The following is a 20,905-nucleotide window of genomic DNA, read 5'->3' on the forward strand; positions in this document are numbered from 1 at the left end:
CGAGCAAGCTCGCTCCCGCAGGGTAATGGGGTGTGCCGGTTGATCAGGTACGGAACCTGCGCACCAACCCGTCCAGTTCATTGGACAACCCGGCCAGGCTCTGGGAGTCCAGGCGGGCCGAGTTGGCCAGTTCCGCCACCAACTGCGCATCGCCATGGATCTGGCTGATGTGCCGGTTGATGTCTTCAGCCACCTGATGCTGTTGTTCCGCCGCCGTGGCGATCTGGGTGTTCATGTCGCGGATCACGTCCACCGATTCGCGGATCTGCCCGAAGCTGTTGCGTGCCTCGCCGATGCGCGTCACCGATTGCTGGGACACTTCCAGGCTGGCGTGCATCTGTTGAGTCACCTGGCTGGTGCGTTTGGCCAGGTTGCCCAGCAGTCCGTCGATTTCCGCCGTGGAGTCGGCCGTGCGCTTGGCCAGGGCCCGCACTTCGTCAGCCACCACGGCAAAGCCGCGTCCCTGTTCACCGGCCCGGGCCGCTTCGATCGCGGCGTTCAACGCCAGCAGGTTGGTCTGTTCTGCGATCGAGCGGATGGTCCCCAGGATCGACTGGATGTCGTTGCTGTCGCGTTCGAGCTGTTGCATCGACTGGGCCGACTGTTCGATTTCCTGGCTCAGGCGATCCACGCTGTTCACCGCCGCATCGATCTGTTGCTGACCTTCGCGCGCCTGGCGCTGGCCACTGTCGGCAGACTCCGCCGCCTGGCTGCAAGAGCGCGCGACTTCGTTGGCGGTGGCGACCATTTCGTGGAACGCCGTGGAGACCATGTCCACCGCTTCACGCTGGCGTCCGGCGGCTTCGGCCATGTTGCTGGAGACCTGGGTCGAACTCTTGGACGTGGCGAGGATTTTGCCCGCCGCGCCACCGATGTTCTGGATCAGGTTGCGAATCGCCGTCAGGAACTGGTTGAACCAGTTGGCCAGTTGCGCGGTTTCATCGTTGCCACGGATTTGCAGGTTCTGGGTCAGGTCGCCTTCGCCCTGGGCGATACCTTCCAGGCCGCTGGCCACGCTGCGGATCGGGCGCACGATGAGGCTGGCAAAACTGGCGCCGACGATGGCGAAGATGACGGCCAGGACGGCGGCGATGATGGCGATCAACCAGGTCAACTGGGTCGCGGAGCTCATCACGTCGTCCTGTTTGATCAGGCCGATGAAGGTCCAGCCCAGTTGCTCGGACGGCCAGACGTTGGCCATGTAGTGCTCGCCGTTCAGCTCCACTTCCACCAGGCCCTTGCCGGCCTTGGCCAATTGCGCGTAGCCGTCGCCAAGGGTGCTCAGCGGTTTGAAGTTGTGTTCCGGTTGTTTCGGGTCCACCAGGACCATGCCGGTGTTTTCCAGCAGCATCAGGTAGCCGGTTTCACCGAGCTTGATCTGTTTGACGATTTCGGTGAGCTGCTTGAGCGTCACGTCGATGCTGACCACGCCGCCGTTGGTGCCCAGCTTGTTGTCGATGGTGCGCACGGTGCTGACATAGGTCGCGTCATCCTGGGCCCAGTAGTAGGCCTCGGTGCGAAACGGCTTGCCCGGTTTGGCCTGGGCGGCCTTGTACCAGGGGCGCTGGCGCGGGTCGTAGTTATTCAGCTTAGGATCATCCGGCCACGACACATAGCCGCCCGCCGCCGTGCCGAGGATGGCATAGGCGTAGGCAGGGTGGCTGTTGCCCAGATCCTGGAGCAGGGCGAAGACTTTTTTGTCAGCCTCCCCCTGAGGGACGCTTTCGGCGTTGGCGGCCATGTAAGTCTTGAGGCTGTCGTCGGAGTTTCGGATCAGCGGCTGCTTGGCCAGGTAATCGACGTTCTGGCTGATGCCGTCAAAGAACAATTGCATGGCGTTGCTGACCTGACGAATCTCGCGGGCACTGCCGTCGACGAATTCGTCCCTGGCATCACTGCGCAGGTTCAGCACAACGAGGGTGGCGACCAGCACCACGGGCAGGCAGGCGATGATTGCAAACGCCCAGGTCAACTTCTGTTTGATGTTCATCCGCGCTCCAGATTTTCTTGTAGGCCCACGCAGTGCAGATGACTCGCGGTTTATTGGCAGCCGTAAACGTTCTTGGTCAACCCGGGTCCTTGAGTGCGGCATCGCTATTATTGGGGGAGCGATTGTCGGACAAATCACTTTGTCACTTAGGACTTCGGCTGTTGTCGGAGGAAATTGAGGTCTGTTGGGAAAAATCCTACGGAAGGCATGAACTGTGGTGTCAGCTTCTGTCGCAATTGCCCTCAATGCCTCTGCACAACAAGTGAGGCAGGCTCGGCTATGATCTGGAACGACCATGGCGGTCGTCGGTTTTACCTGATGAGAACGGTACATTGTGTGCATCTGCAATGTTCATAAGTCGGCAACCCCTCCCCCCCGTGAGTGGATTGCCGTATAACGAATGACTTTCGCGTGTTTGGTAATAAAGGACCCACAATAAAAGCTGATGAAGACTCCAAAACGCATTGAACCCCTGATCGAGGACGGTCTGGTCGACGAGGTGCTGCGCCCACTCATGAGTGGTAAAGAAGCAGCTGTTTATGTGGTGCGCTGCGGCAACGAGTTGCGTTGCGCGAAGGTTTACAAGGAGGCGAATAAACGCAGTTTCCGTCAGGCGGCCGAGTACCAGGAAGGCCGCAAGGTGCGCAACAGCCGTCAGGCCCGTGCGATGGCCAAGGGCTCCAAGTTTGGCCGCAAGGAAACCGAGGACGCCTGGCAGAACGCCGAAGTGGCGGCGCTGTTCCGTCTGGCCAGTGCCGGAGTGCGGGTGCCAAAGCCGTTCGACTTCCTCGAAGGCGTGCTGCTCATGGAGCTGGTGGCCGACGAATACGGCGATGCCGCGCCGCGCCTGAACGATGTGGTGCTGGAACCGGACCAGGCGCGCGAGTATCACGCGTTCCTGATTTCGCAGATCGTGCTGATGTTGTGTACCGGTCTGGTGCACGGCGACCTGTCGGAGTTCAACGTGCTGCTGACGCCGACCGGCCCGGTGATTATCGACCTGCCGCAAGCGGTGGATGCGGCTGGCAACAACCACGCGTTCAGCATGCTGGAGCGGGACGTGGGCAACATGGCGTCCTACTTCGGGCGGTTTGCGCCGGAGTTGAAGAAGACCAAATACGCCAAGGAAATGTGGGCCTTGTACGAGGCTGGCACCTTGCACCCGGCCAGTGTCCTGACCGGCGAGTTCGCCGACACGGAAGAGCTGGCCGACGTGGGCGGAATCATGCGCGAGATCGAGGCCGCGCGCCTGGATGAGGAGCGCAGGCAAGCCGTACGCGCGGCGGACGATGCGCCGCCGGGCAAGACCGAAGAACCGCCTCCACCGTGGATGCAGTGATCGGTTAAAGAAAAACCCGGCTTCGGCCGGGTTTTTTGTGTGCCATCCAAATCCCTTGTAGGAGCGAGCCTGCTCGCGATGAAGTCGGCACATCCAACATTGATGTGTCAGATACACCGCTATCGCGAGCAAGCTCGCTCCCACAGGTTTTGCGGTGACCTGCAATCACGATGGGGCCGGGGTGACACAACACCCCGATTCCAGATTCTTGAGAATCGGGCAATCCGGCCGATGATCGCCCTGACAGTGCTCAACCAGGTCCTGCAAGGTGTCGCGCAACTGGCCGAGCTCACGGATCTTCTGGTTCAACTCATCGATGTGCTGGCGGGCCAACGCTTTCACATCGGCGCTGGCGCGTTGGCGGTCTTGCCAGAGGGTCAGCAACTTGCCGACTTCTTCCAGGGAAAACCCCAGGTCCCGCGAGCGTTTGATGAACGCCAGCGTGTGCAGGTCGTCTTCGCCGTATACCCGGTAGCCGCTGTCGGTGCGATGGGCTGCCTTGAGCAGGCCGATGGATTCGTAATAACGGATCATCTTTGCGCTCAGGCCGCTGTGGCGGGCCGCTTGGCCGATGTTCATCGGTTGTCCTCCAGGTCCTTGGGTTTCCAAGTTTTCAACAGTAGCGCATTGCTCACCACGCTGACGCTCGACAACGCCATGGCCGCACCGGCCAACACCGGGTTGAGCACGCCAAACACGGCCAGCGGAATGCCGATCAGGTTATAGACGAAGGCCCAGAACAGGTTCTGCCGAATCTTGGCGTAGGTCTTGCGGCTGATCTCCAATGCGGCCGGCACCAGTCGTGGATCGCCGCGCATCAGGGTGATGCCGGCCGCGTGCATGGCGACGTCGGTGCCGCCACCCATGGCGATGCCGATGTCGGCGGCGGCCAGTGCCGGGGCGTCGTTGATGCCGTCACCGACCATCGCCACCACCCCGGTCTGTTTCAGTGCGGCGACCGTGGCGGCTTTGTCCGCCGGCAGCACTTCGGCATGCACATCTTGGATGCCCAAGGCCTGGGCCACCACGTTGGCGCTGCCACGATTGTCGCCGGTCAGCAGATGGCTGCTGATGTTTCGTGCGCTCAGTTGTTGCACCGCTTGCAGTGCGCCGGGCTTGAGGGTGTCACCAAAGGCGAACAGGCCCAGCACGTGGGGTTCGGGGGATTGTTCGATCAGCCAGGACAAGGTCCGGCCTTCTTTTTCCCACGCGATCGCCGAGTCGGCCAACGGCCCGGCACTCAAACCGCTGTCTTCCAGCAGACACCGATTGCCCAGCGCCAGGCGACGCCCTTCGAGGCTGCCGGCGATGCCGCGACCAGTCAGGGACTGGCTGTCGCTGACATCGGCCACCTTCAGTCCACGCTCGGCGCAGGCATCCAGAACAGCCTTGGCCAACGGATGCTCACTGCCGCGTTGCAGGGCGCCGGCCAATTGCAGCAGGCTCGCCTCATTACCGTCGATGGCACTCAGATGAGCAATGCGCGGGGCGCCGGAGGTCAGGGTGCCGGTCTTGTCGAACACCACCGCGCTGACCTCATGGGCTCGCTCCAGTGCTTCGGCGTCCTTGATCAGAATTCCGTAGCGTGCCGCCACGCCGGTGCCGGCCATGATCGCCGTCGGTGTGGCCAGGCCCAAGGCGCATGGGCAGGCGATCACCAGCACCGCCACGGCATTGATCAGTGCGGTTTCCATCGGCGCGCCATACAGCCACCAGCCGATCAGGGTGGCCAGGGCAATCAGCAGTACGGTGGGCACGAACACCTGGCTGACTTTATCCACCAGTTTCTGGATCGGCGCTTTTGCGGCCTGGGCGTCTTCCACCAGACGGATGATCCGCGCCAGCACTGTTTCCGCACCGAGGGCCTGGGTACGCACCAGCAACCGGCCTTCACCGTTGATCGCGCCGCCGGTGACCTTGTCGCCGGGCTGCTTGGGCACCGGCAGGCTCTCGCCGCTGATCAGGGCTTCGTCGGCGTGGCTCTGGCCTTCAATCACTTCGCCATCCACCGGGAAGCGTTCGCCGGGTTTGACCATCACCAGGTCATTGAGGCGCAGGGCGCTGATGGCGACGTCTTGCTCGTGACCATCGGTCACCCGAATCGCCCGTTCCGGACGCAAGGCTTCGAGGGCTCGAATGGCGCTGGCAGTCTGGCGCTTGGCGCGGCTTTCCAGGTACTTGCCCAGCAGCACCAGGGCGATCACCACCGCCGAGGCTTCGAAATACAGATGTGGCATGCGCCCGGCGGCGGTGGCCCATTCGTACAGGCTCAAGCCATACCCGGCGCTGGTGCCCAGGGCGACCAGCAAATCCATGTTGCCGGCCCCCGCGCGCACGGCTTTCCAGGCGGCGACGTAAAACCGTGCGCCGAAGATGAATTGCACCGGCGTGGCCAAGGCGAATTGCGCCCAGGCCGGGAGCATCCAGTGCACGCCGAATGGCTGTAGCAGCATCGGCAATACCAGCGGCAAGGCGAGGGCAATGGCGATGATCAAGGCCAGGCGTTCGCGGTGCAGGCGCTGTTGCTGATTGTCGGTTGGCGGGTGTTCGGCTTCCCAGACGCTGGCGCTGTAGCCAGCCTTTGTCACAGCGGCGATCAAGGTCTGCGGATCGATCTGGCCAAGCAGTTCAAGGTGGGCGCGTTCGTTGGCCAGGTTGACGCTGACGCTTTTCACTCCGGCCACCTTGCCCAGCGCACGCTCGACGCGACCGATGCAGGATGCGCAGGTCATGCCGTCGATGCTCAATTCCAGGCTCTGTTGCGGCACGCTGTAGCCGGCCTTGGCCACGGCATCTATCAAGGCCGGCAAGCTGTCGCCGGGTGCCTGGACCCGCGCCTGCTCAGTGGCGAGGTTGACGCTGACGGCACTGGCGCCAATGACTTTGCTCAAGGCGCGCTCGACCCGCCCGGCGCAACTGGCGCAGGTCATGCCGGCAATCGGCAGGTCGAACGTGGTGGATTCGGACATCGGTCGCACTCCCTGTAGTAGATGACCACAGGATCAACCTTGCCATGCTGGCAAGGTCAAGCGCCAATCTTAAACGTGCCGCTGATCCCCTGTGGGAGCGAGCTTGCTCGCGATGGCGGAGTACCGGTCAACAGAGTTGTTGAATGTAACGGCCTAATCGCGAGCAAGCTCGCTCCCACAGGGGGTATAGATGTCAGTAGCCGAGACCGGCGCGCTTGAGGTACATCCCTTCCTGCGTCATCGCGATCCGGTACTTGAGCACATCGCCAGCCTTGAGCTGGATATCCTGCGAACCCGGCGCGAGCATGCCCGGATTGCAACCCGGCATCTGGCCCGGCAGCAGTTTCAGGCGTAGCGAGACGATGCCCGGCGGCAGGTTGAACGAGGTGCTCTGTTCCTGAAACAGCCGCGCTGCCAGTTGATCCTGGATGTACACGCCGATTTCGCAACTGGTCGCGACTTCCAGGCGCTCGCGGGAAATGATCAGCACGCCATAATCCTGACTGGCAGCATTGGCCGAAGGCACGGCGGCGAAAAGGCTGAGAAAGCCAAACAGGCTGAAAACTGACCAGCGCATGGCTGAATCTCCTGAGTTCGAGTCATTGATGGACGCAGCTTGGCCGAGCGTCGCGCCGATTGCCAGCCCGGCAGCTCACTTCAGAACTTGACCTTGCCATGGTGGCAAGCTCGAAACTGGGGTCAACCCTCGGAAAAAGGAGTCATCCCATGCAAGTGTTCAACGTCGAAGGCATGTCTTGTGGTCACTGTGTCAAGGCCATCACCCAGGCGCTCCAGGCCAAAGACCCGGCAGCCAGTGTGCGGGTCGATCTGGCTGCCAGGGAGGTCGGTGTCGAAAGTGCGCTGACCACCGAGCAGGTGATCGAGGCGATCAGCGAAGAGGGTTACGGCGTCAAACTGGCCTGAATTTGATAGTTAGCGAGCTACCGGAATGTTCAAGGCGTCCGTGCGCGGCTAGACTGTCGGGCTGCCGACTTCTGCCCCACTGGATGCCTGATGAACTTCCGTACCATTCTGATTCTCGGCGCCTTGAGCGCTTTCGGTCCGCTGGCGATCGATTTCTACCTGCCGGCCTTCCCGGCCATGGCCCTGGCTTTCGGCACGGACGAAAATCACGTCCAGATGACGTTGGCGGCCTACTTCCTCGGCTTGTCCATCGGTCAGTTGGCCTATGGTCCGGTGGCGGATCGTTTCGGGCGACGCATTCCGTTGCTCATCGGTGTCGGTTTGTTCACCGCGGCTTCCGTGGCGTGCGCCTATGCGCCGAACTTGGAATGGCTGATCGGCGCGCGTTTCATCCAGGCGTTGGGCGGTTGCGCGGGGATGGTGATTTCCCGGGCGGTGGTCAGCGACAAGTGTGATGCGGTGGGGTCGGCGAAAGTCTTTTCGCAGCTGATGCTGGTGATGGGACTTGCTCCCATCCTTGCGCCATTGCTGGGTGGGTTGTTGGTCAACACGACAGGCTGGCAGTCGATTTTCCTGGCCTTGACCGGTTTCAGTGCGCTGGCGGGGCTGGCGGTTGCGACGGGATTGCCGGAAAGCTTGCCGGCCCACATACCGCGTCAACCGCTGTCCGGTGCGCTGCGTCAGTACGGTCGGTTGCTGGCCGATCCTATATTTCTTGGCCATGCCTTGACCGGGGGCATCGCCATCGCCGGGATGTTTGCCTACATCGCCGGTTCGCCCTTCATCTTCATCAAGCTCTACGGCGTTGCGGCCGAGCATTTCGGCTGGCTGTTCGGCATCAATGCGGCAGGCTTCATTCTGGTGGCGCAGGTCAACGCGCGGTTACTGGCCAAACGTGGCCCGATGTTTTTGCTGGCGCGCGCGGTGTGGGTTTATCTGGCGGCCGGTTTGACCCTGCTCGCTGTCAGCTCTCTGCACACGGCACAATTGTGGCCGCTGCTGATTCCATTGTTCATCTGTATCGCCAGCCTCGGTTGCATCAGCCCCAACGCGGCGGCTTGTGCGATGAGCGGGCAGGGCGCACGGGCCGGCAGCGCGTCGGCGCTGCTCGGTTGCCTGCAATTCAGCGTGGCTGCCGGCGCCTCTGCGCTGGTGGGCGTGTTGCACGACGGCAGCGCCGTGCCGATGGCCATGGTCATCAGCCTGTGTGGAATTCTGGTGGTGAGCGCGGCGGTGCTCACCCGGCGTTTGCAAAATGCCCGGGCGCTGGCGCAAGCCCGGGTTTGAGGCCGGAGTCAGCCGGCTGCGCGCTGCGTGAGGAGGACGGGAATCGGGTGAGGGGCCTGGATGCGGGCTTCAAGGGTACGCGTGAAAGCGCGAGCTTCTGCTTCGCTGCGGAACGTCACAGCATGTTGGTCAAGACGGACTTGCCACTGGGATTTTGCCAGTTCTTTTATCAGGATCTTCACAGCTGATCACCTCTCGTAAAAGACGTTACGCAAAAGAATGCCTCGCAGGAGATTCGATTGTAGACCCGTACACGGTCACCATTGTGACAAGGATCAACTGTCTGACTGACGGTTTGTAACTAAAAAAAACACGGCTTTTCGAGGGCGCCCACAGAGGTTGTCCGCGACCGGAGCGTCCCGGTCGCAGGCGGAAAACAGCAGAAAGCGATGAAATCAGTGGCGGTTTTTTCAGCGCTTCAGAACCCTTCCAATACAATCTTGCCCTTGGCTTTGCCGCTTTCCAGGAGGGCATGGGCACGGCGCAGATTGGCCGCGTTGATCGTGCCGAAGTGTTCGCCCATCGTGGTTTTCAGTGTCCCGGCATCGATCAGCCAGGCAACGCGATTGAGCAGGTTGTGCTGTTCGATCATGTCCGCGGTTTCAAACAGCGAACGGGTGTACATGAACTCCCAGTGCAGTGACAGGCTCTTGCGCTTGAGCTTGGTCACGTCCAGCGACTTGGGGTCATCGATCAGCGCCAGTTTGCCTTGGGGCGCCAATGCCTCCACCAATTGGTCCAGATGCTGGTCGGTCTGGGTCAGGCTGGCGACGTGGGTAACCTGGTCCACACCGGCACGCTTGAGTGCTTCGCTCAGTGGCTGGCCATGGTCGATCACCAGGTCAGCGCCCAACTCCTTCACCCAGCTTTGGGTTTGCGCACGCGAAGCGGTGCCGATGACTTTCAGGGCCGTCAGTTGGTGAGCGAGCTGCGTAAGAATCGAGCCCACGCCACCTGCCGCGCCGACGATCAACAGGCTCTGGCCTTCATCGGTTTTGCCTTCGCGCACTTGCAGGCGCTCGAACAACAGTTCCCAGGCCGTGATCGCGGTAAGCGGCAGGGCAGCGGCTTCGGCGAATCCGAGGGTCTTGGGCATGTGGCCGACGATGCGTTCGTCCACCACATGCAACTCGCTGTTGCCGCCCGCCCGCGCGATGGAGCCGGCGTAAAACACCTGGTCGCCGACCGAGAACAGCGTCACCTCACTGCCCACGGCCTTGACCACACCGGCCACGTCCCAACCCAGCACTTTGGCCGCGCCGCCTTCGGGCTGGACGTTCTGGCGCACCTTGGTGTCCACCGGGTTGACCGAGATGGCTTTGACTTCCACGAGCAAGTCGCGGGGGCCGGCAACCGGCTCTGGCAGCTCTATGTCTTGCAGAGCCTTGTTGTCGCTGATCGGCAACGAGGCGTAGTAGGCAATGGCTTTCATGGGCGGCTCCTGAACACTAATAAAGAAGGGATTCGATGGGGCAGATGATTGGCTATTTCTCCTGAAGATAAAACCGGCTAAAAGAGCAGTCTCTTTCAATTTTTTTTTGATAATCGGTGTTCTTGATGCTGCGTTTCGATGACTTGCAGTTGTTTGTCCGGGCGGCGGACCTGGGCAGCCTGTCCGCCGCCGCGCGGGGCATGGACATGTCGGCGGCGGTGGCCAGTGCGGCGCTCAAGCGCATCGAACAGCAACTCGGCGCCCGTTTACTGGCCCGTTCTACCCGCAGCCTGCGCCTGACCGCCGAAGGCGAGGGCTTTCTTGAATACGCCCGCGCGGCCCTGAGCAATCTCGACGAGGGCCGGCGATTGCTGGCCAGTGGTCAGGATCAGGTCAGCGGGGTGCTGCAACTGTCGGCGCCATCGGACTTTGGCCGCAACCTGCTGCTGCCCTGGCTCGACGAGTTTCAACGCGAGCATCCGAAACTCACCGTGCGCCTGCTGCTGGGGGACCGCATCGCCGACCTGTTTCGCCAGCCGGTAGACATTGCCCTGCGCTACGGTGAACCGGAGGACTCCAGCCTGGTGGCGCTGCCCATCGCCCCGCAGAACCGGCGGGTGTTGTGCGCCGCTCCCGGCTATCTGGCCCGGCATGGCGAGCCGCGGCAGCTGGAGCAACTGGCACAGCACAATTGCCTGTTGTACATGCTCGGCAGCCGGGTCCACGATCACTGGAGTTTTCACGACGGCAAACGCGAAGTCAGCCTGACCGTCAGCGGCGATCGTTTCAGCGACGATGCCGATGTCGTGCGCCTATGGGCCGTGGCAGGTGCCGGGATCGCCTACAAATCCTGGCTCGATGTGGCCGCCGATGTACTGGCCGGCCGCTTGAAGGTGCTGATGCCGGAGCTGCTCTGTGAGCGCGCACCGTTGAATCTGTTGTGCGCCCATCGCGCACAATTGAGTAAGCCGGTGAACCTGTTGCGTGAAATGCTTGCCAGACGATGCGCCCTTTTGAGCAGTCAATTTCCAGGCTTTTCGGAAATCGATCATTAGTCGCACGAAAAAAGAGAAATTTCCCTCAGGAACGATCACCACCTACGCCGGGTGGAGGAAAGGATCCGCCGACCAACCCGCATATACTAGCGCCCTCATCATGTAAGTAGCGTCGATCCCCAATGGTGGGTCCACGTTCGAGTCGGCCCGGCTGCACGGTCATCCTTCTGACCTTCGCAGCATCGGCCGGGCAGCGCAAATGGTTGAGCAAGGCGTTGCCGGGCTTATGGCAGTTTCCACGGATTGGCCGACGACACATTACTGGTCAAGATTTCTCTGGGCAGTAGACGAAACGATTCAACAGGGAGTGAATACATGGAACATGCACCTTGCATCAGCCAGATCGCCACGTTGCTGGCTGACCCAAAGCGCAGCGCAATGATGTGGGCCTTGATGGATGGTTCGGCGCGAGCAACCGAAGAGTTGGCATTGCTGGCCGGCCTGTCATCGTCGTCGGCCAGTGCACACTTGGGCCGTTTGTCCGCCGGAGGTCTGCTGAAGGTTGAAAACCGCGGCCGCAAACGCTTCTTCCGCCTGGCCGCTCCCGAGGTCGGAGCGGCAATCGAAGCACTGGCCAGCGCGACCTTCGCCAGCGCACCCCAGGATATTCCGGCCGTATTCAAGCGCAATGCACCTCTGGTCAAACCCCGGGTGGTGCGGTCGCCATTGTTGAGTGCCCGACTGTGCGACGATCATTTGGGGGGCACCCTGTCCGCCGATCTGTATCAGCGGCTGCTGGAGGCGGGCTGGATCGAACACTTTGATCAGCGGGTCACGGTCACGCTCAAGGGCGCGACAGAGTTGGCGGCACGGGGAGTGTTCATCCAGGCGCTGGCCCATCACAACGGCAGGGTTGCCTGCGCCTGCCCCGACTGGAGCGAAAGGCGCCCGCACATGGGCGGCTCGCTGGGCGCGGCATTGTTGCAGCTGTTCATGCAGTCGGGGTGGTTGAGCCTGCCCAACGATTCCCGAACCTTGCAGGTGACGGCCTCCGGGCAACGGGAAATTCATCGCTTTGCCAGTGAGTCCGAACTGGAAATGGCGTTGTAGGAGCCGGCTTGCCGGCGATGGCGGCCTCTCATCCAGCATCAATACTGGAGGTGATGGCCTTATCGCTGGTAAGCCAGCTCCTGCAAGGTTTGCGTTTGCCTTTAGGGTTTTACCAACCGTGCATCGAGACTGTTCTGCGCCAGGCGCTTGGCCTGATCCTGGGTCATGCCCAGATGGGTGTGCAACGCATGGAAGTTCTCGGTGACATAACCGCCGAAATACGCCGGGTCATCGGAGTTCACGGTCACTTTCACGCCGCGTTCGAGCATGTCGAGAATGTTGTGCTGCGACATGTGATCGAACACGCAAAGCTTGGTGTTCGACAACGGGCACACGGTCAGCGGGATCTGCTCGTCGATGATTCGCTGCATCAGGCGCTCGTCTTCGATGGCGCGCACGCCATGGTCGATGCGCTGAATTTTCAGCAGGTCGATGGCTTCCCAGATGTACTCGGGCGGGCCTTCTTCACCGGCGTGGGCGACGGTCAGGAAGCCTTCGTGGCGGGCACGGTCGAACACGCGCTGGAACTTGCTCGGCGGGTGGCCCATCTCGGAGCTGTCCAGGCCCACGGCGACGAACGCATCGCGGAACGGTAGCGCCTGATCGAGGGTTTTCTGGGCTTCGTCTTCGCTCAGATGGCGCAGGAAGCTCAGGATCAAACCACTGGTGATGCCCAGTTGCTGTTCACCATCCTTGAGCGCGGCGGCGATGCCGTTGAGCACCACTTCGAACGGGATGCCACGGTCGGTGTGGGTTTGCGGGTCGAAGAACGGTTCGGTGTGAATCACGTTCTGCTCTTTGCAGCGCAGCAGGTACGCCCAGGTCAGGTCATAGAAGTCCTGGGACGTGCGCAGCACATCGGCACCCCGGTAATACAGATCGAGGAACTCCTGCAGGTTGTTGAAGGCATACGCCTTGCGCAAGGTTTCGACGTCGTTCCATGGCAAGGCAATCTTGTTGCGCTCGGCCAGGGCGAACAACAGCTCCGGCTCCAGCGAGCCTTCCAGGTGCAGGTGCAATTCTGCCTTGGGCAGGGCGTTCAGCCAGTCGTACATAATTCTTTTCTCATCAGGTGCAATGGTCGCCATTCTACAGAGGGTTGCCGCAACAATTGGTAAAACCTGACCAGGCGGTTGATCACACCGCTTCCTGTTCCCGTCGATAAGCGTAGGTATCGGCGAAGCGCGAGAGCAGGAACTCGGCGCAGGTGGTGGCCGGGTATTTCGCCGGATGCAATGTGTCCTGACATCCGGGCAGGCATTCGATGCGGGTATCCGGGTGCGGCTCGGCGAAGAACGGCATCGAATAACGATCCACGCCCTGGGGGCTGATCACCCGGTGCGGCGTCGACAGGTAACGGTCGTTGCTCCAGCGCGCCATCATGTCGCCGAGGTTGACCACGAACGTACCTTCGATCGGCGGCGCGTCGATCCATTCGCCTTTGACGTTGCGTACTTGCAAGCCACCGGCGGCGTCCTGATAGAGCAGGGTGATGCAGCCGTAGTCGGTGTGCGCGCCGGCACCTTGTTGCTCTTCGGAACTGGCGGTGTGGCGCGGCGGGTAATGGATCATCCGCAGCACGCTGACCGGCTCATTGAAGCGCGCGTCGAAGAAATCACGCTCAATCCCCAGCGCGATGGTCATTGCCCGCAACAGCGTTTGCGCGAGGCCTTGCATGTCGACGTAGTGCTGCTCCATCAGCGCTTCCCAGCCGGGTATGGACGGATGGCGATTGGGGCCGCGCAAGGGTTTTTCCGCCAGTACGTCAGGGTGCTCGGCCGGCAGGTGCAGGCCCATGTCGAAGGTTTCTTTGAGGTCGCTGGGTTTGCTCGGGTCCAATTGCTCGGTGGCAATGGCGCCGTAACCGCGATGGTGACGGGTCTGGGTGATGTCGATCTTGAGCTTTTCGGCGGTAGGTTGGCCGAAGAAGCGTTTGGCGCTGTCGAGTAGTTCGTCGATCCGCTCAGTGCTGATCGGATGGCCCTTGATGTAGAAGAAACCCCACTCGCGGCAGGCGAGGTCGATTTGTTCGGCCACCGCTGGCCAGGCGGATGGATCGTCGCTGTAGAGCGGGGTGATGTCGATGATGGGGAGGCTGTTCATGGATTGTCCTGAAAAAACGCAGACTGGAAAACACTGAAGAACCCTGTGGGAGCGAGCTTGCTCGCGATGAGGCCAGCACAACAAACATCTTTGCTGACTGAAAGTCCGCCATCGCGAGCAAGCTCGCTCCCACAGGGACGGTGTTTCAGCATTGGAGAATTACTTCGGAATCTCGGCCTTCATGCCTTCCACGTAGTAATTCATCGACGCCAGTTCCACCGTGGTCGCACTCTCGCCCGCCGGGATTTTCTCGACCCCGGCCTGATCCTTGATCGGCCCGGTGAACAGTTGCAGCGCACCGCTCTTGATGTCGGCGATGAGCTGCTCGGCTTCGCTCTTCACCGTCGCCGGTACCAGGTCGCTGATCGGTAGTTCAACGGTGCCCTCCTTCAAACCGCCCCAGTAGTCCCGGGATTTCCAGTCATGGTCGAGCACGCTTTGGGTTGCTTGAACGTAGTGCGGCCCCCAGTCATTGACGATGGAGGTCAGCACCGCTTTCGGCCCGAAGTGCGCCATGTCCGAAGCGTAGCCCACGGCATACACACCGCGACGTTCGGCGGCCTGGATCGGCGCGGGGCTGTCGGTGTGCTGGAACACCACGTCCACGCCCTGATCGATCAACGCGTTGGCGGCGTCCGCTTCCTTGCCCGGATCGAACCATGAGTTGACCCACACCACCTTGATCTCGGTGCCGGGATTGTATTTGTTCAGGGCCAACTGGATGGCGTTGATGTCGCGGATCACTTCCGGGATCGGGAAGGAGGCGACGTAGCCGACCTTCTTGGTCTTGGTCATCTTCGCCGCGAGGAAGCCGCCGACGTAGCGGCCCTCGTAAGTGCGCGCCAGGTAAGTGCCGAGGTTCTTGTCCTGCTTGTAGCCGGTGGCGTGTTCGAAGGTCACCTTGGGAAACTGTTTGGCAACTTTCACCGTCGGGTTCATGTAGCCGAAGGAGGTGGTGAAGATCAGGTCGTATTTGTCCTTGGCCATGTTGCGGATCACCCGCTCGGCGTCGGCGCCTTCGGCGACGTTTTCCACGTAGTTGGTGGTGATCTGCGAGCCGAATTTTTCCGCGAGTTCCTTGCGCCCCTGTTCATGCTGATACGTCCAGCCGTGGTCACCGATCGGACCGATATAGACGAAGCCGACTTTCAGCGGATCGGCGGCTACGGCGGTCAGGCTGGCGCTCAAACCAATGGCCGCCGCAACGGCGCAAAGCTGCTTCTTCAACGGGCGTTTGTGCATGAATTGAAACTCCATTTTGTTGTGAGGTTGGCTGGGCTCTCGGGCTTGCACAGGGCAATGCAAGTTGCTGACCAACAAGACAACAAAATTGGAATCCACGGTGATGCCATCGCGAGCAGGATCGCGACAGGTCCTTTAAGTCCGATTACAGTGCGTGTCCTTGCACAGCTGCCACCCACTGGTGCGCCAATCCACAAAACCAATGTGGGAGCGGGCTTGCTCGCGAAGGCGGTGTGTCAGTCGACATCGTCAGTGACTGAAATACCGCCATCGCAAGCAGGCTCGCTCCCACAGTTTTAATCGGTGTTGTATCAGGTCCCGGCGATCAGTTGCCGTGCCGCCTGGCTGTGATCAGCAATCAACCCCTTCAGATCCAGCCCCTCGACCTGTCCGTCGATCACCCGCCACTTGCCACCGACCATCACTCGATCCGCGCGATCAGCACCACACAGCAGCAACGCCGACACCGGATCATGACTGCCGGAGAAACGCAGTTCATCGAGCTTGAACATCGCCAGGTCAGCCTGTTTGCCCACCGCCAACTCGCCGATATCGGTACGACCCAGCAGGCTCGCCGAACCCTTGGTCGCCCAGCCCAACACGCGCTCCGGGGTGATCTTCTCGGCGCCATAACGCAGGCGCTGGATGTACAACGCCTGACGCGCTTCGAGCATCATGTTCGAGGCATCGTTGGATGCCGAACCGTCCACACCCAAACCAAGCAAGGCACCAGCATCGGTCAACTCGATGCTCGGACAGATGCCCGAGGCCAGGCGCATGTTCGAACTCGGGCAATGGCAAATACCGGTGCCGGCAGCGCCGAGGCGGGCGATTTCATCCGGGTTGAAATGGATGCCATGGGCCAGCCAGGTGCGCGGGCCGAGCCAGCCAACACTGTCCAGATAGTCCACGGTGCGCAGGCCGAAGCGTTGCAGGCAGAAATCTTCTTCATCGAGGGTTTCTGCCAGGTGGGTGTGCAGGCGCACGTCGAGTTTGTTCGCCAGTTCGGCGCTGGCCGACATGATTTGCGGGGTCACCGAGAACGGCGAGCACGGTGCCAGGGCGATCTGGATTTGCGCGCCGTCACCGCGTTCATGGTACTCGGCGATCAACCGCTGGCTGTCGGCGAGGATCACTTCGCCTTCCTGCACGGTCTGTTGCGGCGGCAGGCCACCGTCCTTTTCACCGAGGCTCATGGAACCACGGGTGAGCATGGCGCGCATGCCCAGTTCACGAACGCTCTCGACCTGCACGTCGATCGCGTTTTCCAGACCTTCAGGGAACAGGTAGTGATGGTCGGCGGCGGTGGTGCAACCGGACAGCAGCAATTCAGCCAACGCGACTTTGGTGGCGAGGGCGAGTTTTTCCGGGGTCAGGCGTGCCCAGACCGGGTACAGGGTTTTCAGCCACGGGAACAGCGGCTGATTGACCACCGGCGCCCAGGCGCGGGTCAGGGTTTGATAGAAGTGGTGATGGGTGTTGATCAGGCCCGGCAGGATCACATGCTCGCGGGCATCGAACACTTGATTGCACGGTGCGGACGGTTGTTGACCGGCGCCGAGCACTTCGACGATCAAACCGTCTTGCAGCACCAGACCGCCACGGGCATCGAGACCATTGGACGTGAAAATGGCGAGGGGATTCTTTAACCAGGTACGGGTCGCAGGCATGTTGGCCGGCTCCTCTGAAAGTTGGGTTCAGGGTTGCCAGCTCAGTGTTGCCCTGTCTGCTGATCCAGGTTCGCCGGGGAGGCGAGGTGCGAAGTGTCGATCAAAACGGCCCGGCGGGCAAGCCCAACCCGACAGGCCGATGCAACCCGGCGGTATTACCAGGGAATGGTTTCGCCCCGGTAATTGATGAAGTGATGCCCACCCTTGCCGACATACGCATTCACCTGATCGACCAGGCCACGGGTGCTGGTTTCCACGTCGATGTCCGCGCCTTCACCACCCATGTCGGTTTTCACCCAGCCCGGGTGCAGCGACAGCACGGTGAGCCTGGTTTCGCCCAACTGAGTGACGAAGCTGTTGGTCATGGAGTTCAGCGCCGCCTTGCTGGCCTTGTACAGTGCCAGTTCCGGCGCATCGGGCATGGTCACGCTGCCCAGCACCGAACTCATGAACGCCAGCACGCCGGTGTCCAGTCGCAGTTGCTCGACAAAACTCTGGGCCAGGTTGATCGGCGCCACGGCGTTGGTGAAAAACAGCTGACCGACTTCGGCCATTGTCGCGCCACCGTTCGGCGTCTGGACATCCGGCCCCTTGACCCCGGCATTGACGAACAACAGGTCAAACACGTCGCCCTTGAGTTGTTGGCTCAGGGCGGACACCGCTTGCTGATCGTCCATGTCGAGCTTTTCGATCCGCACCTTGCCCAAGGCCTGCAAGGCTTCGGCTTTTTGCGGATCGCGCACGGTGGCGATGACTTGCCAGCCATCGGCCAACAGGGTTTTCACCAGCCCGAGGCCAAGCCCCCGGGAGGCGCCGATGATGAGCGCGGTTTTTGCCTTGGACATGAGTGGCTTCCTTGAAAATTCAGAGTCGTGGATTCAATGGACACTGTTGCCCGAGCCGTTGTTGCAACTCTTCGCGCAGTGCGCCGAGTTCGGCCATGCGGGCTTCGATCAGTTTGAGTTTGTCTTGCAGCAGTTGAGTGACGGCGCTGTCCGGATCGGGCGATTTCCAGATTGTAGCGACGCTGTTGCCGATCTCGCCGAGGGTAAAGCCCAGCCGTTGCGCGGTCTTGATGTACTGCACCAGTTGCACCATGTCTGGCGGATAGTCGCGATACCCGTTGGCGCTGCGTTGCGCCGCAATCAATCCGCGCTGCTCGTAAAAGCGCAGCGTGTCGCGGCTGACGGCGCTGGCCTGGGCTAATTCACCGATGCGCATCATGACGTCTCGAGGGGGCTTGACCCTGGAGCATACTCCAGGCTTTAGCCTTGTTGCTCCCTGAATTGATGGAGCAATGTCGATGTGGACTACAACGCAATATCGCCGGTTGGTGCAAGGCAGTGCCTGGTATGACCTGATCGTGATGGTCGCGTTTGTCACGCCGTGGAGTTTTGCGGCGTTGCATGGGGTTTTGACGTGGGTGAGTCAGGCGTTGAGTTTGCCCGGTGAGCTGCCACCGTTCGAGCCGGTGCACATGTTGATGGCGAATTTGTTGGGCTCGATTGTGTGCGTATGGGCGGTGTTGCGGATTCGTGATCCGCAGCAGGTTTATGGGCGGTATGACGCCGTGGGCAGATTCTTGTTCTCGGCCTGGCAGGCTTATGCCCTGATCCATGGCGCGAGTTCGCTGCTGGTGGTTTTTCTGGTGTTTGAATTGGCGTGGGGCATTGCTCAAGTGTTGCCTGTTCGGCAGCCATCGCGAGCAAGCTCGCTCCCACAGGGTCTGCGCCAGACACATTAATTACGCAAGATGCGGTTATGTGGGAGCGAGCTTGCTCGCGATGAGGCCAGACCAGACAACCACTAATGCCCGGCCTGCCAAGGCTGTCCCAGCGACACCGGCGCATACAACCGTGTGCGCACCGCATCCCGGGACAGCAGCACCAGCACCCCAATGGTCGCGACATACGGCAACATCGCCAGCAGACTCGACGGAATCGCCAGCCCCAGTCCCTGCGCCACCAGGTGCAGGATGCTGGCGAGCCCGAACAGGTACGCGCCGAGCAGCAGGCGCCACACCCGCCAACTGGCGAACACCACCAGCGCCAGGGCAATCCAGCCGCGCCCGGCGCTCATGTTCTCCGCCCACATCGGCGTGTAAGCCAGGGACAGGTAAGCCCCGGCCAACCCGGCCATCGCACCGCCGAACAACACCGCCAAGGTCCGCACGGCCAACACCGGCAAGCCCATGGCGCTGGCCGCATCCGGGTTTTCCCCGACCGCCTGAATGATCAGCCCGACGCGGCTTTTCAGAATCACCCAGGCCACTAATGCAAACAACGCGAACGACAGATACACCAGCAGATCCTGGGCAAACAGCATCCGCCCGATCAGTGGGATTTCACTCAGATAGGGAATCGCCAACGGCTCGAATCCCGCCAGCGGCTTGCCGACCCACGCCGCACCGACGAAGGTCGACAGGCCCACGCCGAAAATCGTCAGGGCAAGACCTGTGGCCACCTGATTGGCGTTGAACACCAGCGCCACCAGGGCAAACAGCGACGACAACAGCATCCCGGCGAGCATTGCCAGCAACACGCCGAGCCACAGGTGACCGGTATTGAACGCGACGATGAAACCGATCACCGCACCAAACAGCATCATGCCTTCCTGGCCCAGGTTGAGGACGCCGCTTTTCTCGCAGATCAGTTCCCCCAGCGCCACCAGCAACAACGGCGTACCGCAGCGGACCATGGCGTAGAAAATATTGCTCAGCAGATCGATATCCATCACATCGCTCCTGTTTGTACGACGGTGGATTGCGCGCGGCGGGCCCAGCGCAGGTTCAAACGCGGTCGGTAGAGAATCAGCACATCACTGGCCAGCAGGAAAAACAGCATCATGCCCTGGAACAATTGGGTGATCGCTTGCGGCAGGTTCAGGCTCATTTGTGCACTTTCGCCACCGATGTACAGCAGCGCCATCAACAGGCTGGAAAACAGGATGCCGACAGGATTCAGACGGCCGAGAAATGCCACGGTGATCGCCGCATAGCCGTAGCCCGGCGAGACCTGCGGCACCAGCTGGCCGATGGGACCGGTGACTTCGCACACACCGGCAAGCCCCGCCAGGCCGCCGCTGATCGAGAGCGCGAGCCAGATCAGGCGCTTCTCGCGAAAGCCGACGAAGCCGGCGGCACGCTTGTCCAGCCCGAGCACTTTGATCTGGAAACCGACAAAGCTTTTCTGCAACAGCACCCACACCGCCACCAACGCGAGCAGGGCGAAGTAAACCCCGGCGTGGACCCGGCCATCGTCCATCAGCAGCGGCAGGCGGCTGGCGTCACCGAACATCGCTGACTCGGGGAAGTTGAACCCGGCGGGATCTTTCAAAGGGCCGTGAACGCAGAACAGCAGCAGGTTCAGTGCGATGTAGTTGAGCATGATGCTGGTCAGGATCTCATTGGCGTTGAAGCGCGTACGCAGCCACGCCGTCAGCCCGGCCCACGCAGCGCCCGCCATGGTGCCGGTAAGCAGGATCAACACCAGCGCCCAGCGGCTTTGCATATCGATGATGTTCACCGCCAGCGCACTGCCGGCCAGCGCACCGAGCAGCAGTTGACCTTCGGCACCGATGTTCCAGATGCGCGCCTGATAGGCGACGGCCAGGCCCAATGCGCAGAGCAGAATCGGCAGGGCTTTGACCAGCAATTCGGAGACGTCGTACAGGTCGCTGACCGGTGCGATCAGCAAGGTGTGCAAGGTCAGCAACGGGTCATGCCCGAGCGCGATAAACAACAACGATCCACAGCCCAGGGTCAGTGCAGCCGCCAGCAACGGCGAGCACCACAGCATCAGGCGCGATTGCTGGCCGCGAGGTTCAAGAGAAAGCAGCATGTGAC

19 protein-coding genes and 1 pseudogene are annotated in these 20,905 nt (G+C 61.3%); 6 read left to right on the top strand and 14 right to left on the bottom strand.

Annotation, left to right across the window (positions count from 1 at the left end; translation table 11 throughout):
- Positions 1-43 precede the first annotated feature (43 nt).
- The gene (locus AC1RP7_RS08645; protein ID WP_371319548.1) at positions 44-811 is read right to left on the bottom strand and encodes a methyl-accepting chemotaxis protein; all 768 of its coding nucleotides are present in this window, start codon (positions 809-811) and stop codon (positions 44-46) included.
- 90 nt (positions 812-901) lie between these two features.
- Positions 902-2,332, bottom strand: a pseudogene (locus AC1RP7_RS08650) (cache domain-containing protein); the annotation flags it as partial.
- A gap of 103 nt (positions 2,333-2,435) precedes the next feature.
- On the opposite strand from AC1RP7_RS08650, the gene AC1RP7_RS08655 reads away from it, so the two are divergent.
- The gene (locus AC1RP7_RS08655) at positions 2,436-3,329 is read left to right on the top strand and encodes a PA4780 family RIO1-like protein kinase (protein WP_090452950.1); all 894 of its coding nucleotides are present in this window, start codon (positions 2,436-2,438) and stop codon (positions 3,327-3,329) included.
- Between the two features lie 165 nt (positions 3,330-3,494).
- Here AC1RP7_RS08655 and cueR read toward each other — a convergent pair whose 3' ends face one another.
- The 3 genes from cueR to AC1RP7_RS08670 all read right to left on the bottom strand — a co-directional run bounded on the left by cueR (position 3,495) and on the right by AC1RP7_RS08670 (position 6,875).
- Positions 3,495-3,908 carry a Cu(I)-responsive transcriptional regulator gene (gene cueR, locus AC1RP7_RS08660; RefSeq protein WP_102672585.1) on the bottom strand — a complete coding sequence of 138 codons (414 nt, stop codon included), beginning with the start codon at positions 3,906-3,908 and terminating at the stop codon, positions 3,495-3,497.
- Positions 3,905-6,298, bottom strand: a complete 2,394-nt coding sequence (locus AC1RP7_RS08665) for a heavy metal translocating P-type ATPase (protein ID WP_493183401.1) — start codon at positions 6,296-6,298, stop codon at positions 3,905-3,907. The genes cueR and AC1RP7_RS08665 overlap by 4 nt, the downstream gene beginning before the upstream one ends.
- A 193-nt stretch (positions 6,299-6,491) precedes the next feature.
- Complete coding sequence (locus AC1RP7_RS08670) at positions 6,492-6,875, bottom strand: hypothetical protein (protein WP_057712136.1); 384 nt, start codon at positions 6,873-6,875, stop codon at positions 6,492-6,494.
- A gap of 149 nt (positions 6,876-7,024) precedes the next feature.
- On the opposite strand from AC1RP7_RS08670, the gene AC1RP7_RS08675 reads away from it, so the two are divergent.
- Together AC1RP7_RS08675 and AC1RP7_RS08680 are read left to right on the top strand one after the other, a co-directional pair.
- A complete protein-coding gene (locus AC1RP7_RS08675; RefSeq protein WP_493183403.1) occupies positions 7,025-7,222 on the top strand; it encodes a cation transporter in 198 nt (65 codons plus the stop codon).
- A gap of 90 nt (positions 7,223-7,312) precedes the next feature.
- On the top strand, positions 7,313-8,509 hold the full coding sequence (locus AC1RP7_RS08680) for a multidrug effflux MFS transporter (RefSeq protein WP_340317727.1): 1,197 nt from the start codon (positions 7,313-7,315) through the stop codon (positions 8,507-8,509).
- 418 nt (positions 8,510-8,927) lie between these two features.
- Here AC1RP7_RS08680 and AC1RP7_RS08685 read toward each other — a convergent pair whose 3' ends face one another.
- Positions 8,928-9,941: a zinc-binding alcohol dehydrogenase family protein gene (locus tag AC1RP7_RS08685; RefSeq protein ID WP_057712133.1), complete on the bottom strand. Its 1,014-nt coding sequence runs from the start codon at positions 9,939-9,941 to the stop codon at positions 8,928-8,930.
- Between the two features lie 125 nt (positions 9,942-10,066).
- Here AC1RP7_RS08685 and vimR point away from each other — a divergent pair, with 125 nt between their 5' ends.
- Positions 10,067-10,996 (top strand): transcription regulator VimR, encoded by a 930-nt coding sequence (gene vimR / locus AC1RP7_RS08690; protein ID WP_057716524.1) that lies wholly within the window; start codon positions 10,067-10,069, stop codon positions 10,994-10,996.
- 315 nt (positions 10,997-11,311) lie between these two features.
- Positions 11,312-12,046 (top strand): helix-turn-helix domain-containing protein, encoded by a 735-nt coding sequence (locus tag AC1RP7_RS08695; protein ID WP_090452955.1) that lies wholly within the window; start codon positions 11,312-11,314, stop codon positions 12,044-12,046.
- Between the two features lie 101 nt (positions 12,047-12,147).
- On the opposite strand, the gene AC1RP7_RS08700 is transcribed toward AC1RP7_RS08695, so the two are convergent.
- The 6 genes from AC1RP7_RS08700 to AC1RP7_RS08725 all read right to left on the bottom strand — a co-directional run bounded on the left by AC1RP7_RS08700 (position 12,148) and on the right by AC1RP7_RS08725 (position 18,282).
- A complete protein-coding gene (locus AC1RP7_RS08700) occupies positions 12,148-13,101 on the bottom strand; it encodes an adenosine deaminase (protein ID WP_007996475.1) in 954 nt (317 codons plus the stop codon).
- An 82-nt stretch (positions 13,102-13,183) separates the two neighbouring features.
- The gene (locus AC1RP7_RS08705; protein WP_493183404.1) at positions 13,184-14,149 is read right to left on the bottom strand and encodes a 2-oxoglutarate and iron-dependent oxygenase domain-containing protein; all 966 of its coding nucleotides are present in this window, start codon (positions 14,147-14,149) and stop codon (positions 13,184-13,186) included.
- Between the two features lie 159 nt (positions 14,150-14,308).
- Complete coding sequence (locus tag AC1RP7_RS08710) at positions 14,309-15,391, bottom strand: BMP family ABC transporter substrate-binding protein (RefSeq protein ID WP_493183406.1); 1,083 nt, start codon at positions 15,389-15,391, stop codon at positions 14,309-14,311.
- A gap of 311 nt (positions 15,392-15,702) precedes the next feature.
- The gene (locus AC1RP7_RS08715) at positions 15,703-17,061 is read right to left on the bottom strand and encodes an 8-oxoguanine deaminase (protein ID WP_429521931.1); all 1,359 of its coding nucleotides are present in this window, start codon (positions 17,059-17,061) and stop codon (positions 15,703-15,705) included.
- Between the two features lie 155 nt (positions 17,062-17,216).
- A complete protein-coding gene (locus tag AC1RP7_RS08720; RefSeq protein WP_493183407.1) occupies positions 17,217-17,906 on the bottom strand; it encodes an SDR family oxidoreductase in 690 nt (229 codons plus the stop codon).
- A gap of 19 nt (positions 17,907-17,925) precedes the next feature.
- Positions 17,926-18,282 carry a MerR family transcriptional regulator gene (locus AC1RP7_RS08725; RefSeq protein ID WP_154861310.1) on the bottom strand — a complete coding sequence of 119 codons (357 nt, stop codon included), beginning with the start codon at positions 18,280-18,282 and terminating at the stop codon, positions 17,926-17,928.
- An 82-nt stretch (positions 18,283-18,364) separates the two neighbouring features.
- Between AC1RP7_RS08725 and AC1RP7_RS08730 the strand changes: the two genes are divergently transcribed.
- Positions 18,365-18,805 carry a hypothetical protein gene (locus AC1RP7_RS08730; RefSeq protein WP_218495127.1) on the top strand — a complete coding sequence of 147 codons (441 nt, stop codon included), beginning with the start codon at positions 18,365-18,367 and terminating at the stop codon, positions 18,803-18,805.
- A 62-nt stretch (positions 18,806-18,867) separates the two neighbouring features.
- Here the strand turns inward: AC1RP7_RS08730 and AC1RP7_RS08735 are convergent, their stop codons facing one another.
- Together AC1RP7_RS08735 and AC1RP7_RS08740 are read right to left on the bottom strand one after the other, a co-directional pair.
- Positions 18,868-19,794: an ABC transporter permease gene (locus tag AC1RP7_RS08735; RefSeq protein WP_493183409.1), complete on the bottom strand. Its 927-nt coding sequence runs from the start codon at positions 19,792-19,794 to the stop codon at positions 18,868-18,870.
- Entirely contained in the window at positions 19,794-20,900 is a 1,107-nt protein-coding gene (locus AC1RP7_RS08740) for an ABC transporter permease (RefSeq protein WP_493183410.1), read from the bottom strand. The genes AC1RP7_RS08735 and AC1RP7_RS08740 overlap by 1 nt, the downstream gene beginning before the upstream one ends.
- Positions 20,901-20,905: the final 5 nt, after the last annotated feature.

The sequence above is a fragment of the Pseudomonas sp. GW822-FHT01E03 genome (assembly GCF_058802985.1).

What these genes read in the sequence shown, in the direction of transcription:
- AC1RP7_RS08700 (WP_007996475.1), bottom strand. Translation starts at nt 13,101, where the DNA reads ATGTACGACTGGCTGAACGCCCTGCCCAAGGCAGAATTGCACCTGCAC.
- AC1RP7_RS08720 (WP_493183407.1), bottom strand. Translation starts at nt 17,906, where the DNA reads ATGTCCAAGGCAAAAACCGCGCTCATCATCGGCGCCTCCCGGGGGCTT.
- AC1RP7_RS08685 (WP_057712133.1), bottom strand. Translation starts at nt 9,941, where the DNA reads ATGAAAGCCATTGCCTACTACGCCTCGTTGCCGATCAGCGACAACAAG.
- AC1RP7_RS08715 (WP_429521931.1), bottom strand. Translation starts at nt 17,061, where the DNA reads ATGCCTGCGACCCGTACCTGGTTAAAGAATCCCCTCGCCATTTTCACG.
- AC1RP7_RS08710 (WP_493183406.1), bottom strand. Translation starts at nt 15,391, where the DNA reads ATGCACAAACGCCCGTTGAAGAAGCAGCTTTGCGCCGTTGCGGCGGCC.
- AC1RP7_RS08695 (WP_090452955.1), top strand. Translation starts at nt 11,312, where the DNA reads ATGGAACATGCACCTTGCATCAGCCAGATCGCCACGTTGCTGGCTGAC.
- cueR (WP_102672585.1), bottom strand. Translation starts at nt 3,908, where the DNA reads ATGAACATCGGCCAAGCGGCCCGCCACAGCGGCCTGAGCGCAAAGATG.
- AC1RP7_RS08655 (WP_090452950.1), top strand. Translation starts at nt 2,436, where the DNA reads ATGAAGACTCCAAAACGCATTGAACCCCTGATCGAGGACGGTCTGGTC.
- AC1RP7_RS08675 (WP_493183403.1), top strand. Translation starts at nt 7,025, where the DNA reads ATGCAAGTGTTCAACGTCGAAGGCATGTCTTGTGGTCACTGTGTCAAG.
- AC1RP7_RS08665 (WP_493183401.1), bottom strand. Translation starts at nt 6,298, where the DNA reads ATGTCCGAATCCACCACGTTCGACCTGCCGATTGCCGGCATGACCTGC.
- AC1RP7_RS08645 (WP_371319548.1), bottom strand. Translation starts at nt 811, where the DNA reads ATGGCCGAAGCCGCCGGACGCCAGCGTGAAGCGGTGGACATGGTCTCC.
- AC1RP7_RS08725 (WP_154861310.1), bottom strand. Translation starts at nt 18,282, where the DNA reads ATGCGCATCGGTGAATTAGCCCAGGCCAGCGCCGTCAGCCGCGACACG.
- AC1RP7_RS08680 (WP_340317727.1), top strand. Translation starts at nt 7,313, where the DNA reads ATGAACTTCCGTACCATTCTGATTCTCGGCGCCTTGAGCGCTTTCGGT.
- AC1RP7_RS08740 (WP_493183410.1), bottom strand. Translation starts at nt 20,900, where the DNA reads ATGCTGCTTTCTCTTGAACCTCGCGGCCAGCAATCGCGCCTGATGCTG.
- AC1RP7_RS08670 (WP_057712136.1), bottom strand. Translation starts at nt 6,875, where the DNA reads ATGCGCTGGTCAGTTTTCAGCCTGTTTGGCTTTCTCAGCCTTTTCGCC.
- vimR (WP_057716524.1), top strand. Translation starts at nt 10,067, where the DNA reads ATGCTGCGTTTCGATGACTTGCAGTTGTTTGTCCGGGCGGCGGACCTG.
- AC1RP7_RS08735 (WP_493183409.1), bottom strand. Translation starts at nt 19,794, where the DNA reads ATGGATATCGATCTGCTGAGCAATATTTTCTACGCCATGGTCCGCTGC.
- AC1RP7_RS08730 (WP_218495127.1), top strand. Translation starts at nt 18,365, where the DNA reads ATGTGGACTACAACGCAATATCGCCGGTTGGTGCAAGGCAGTGCCTGG.
- AC1RP7_RS08705 (WP_493183404.1), bottom strand. Translation starts at nt 14,149, where the DNA reads ATGAACAGCCTCCCCATCATCGACATCACCCCGCTCTACAGCGACGAT.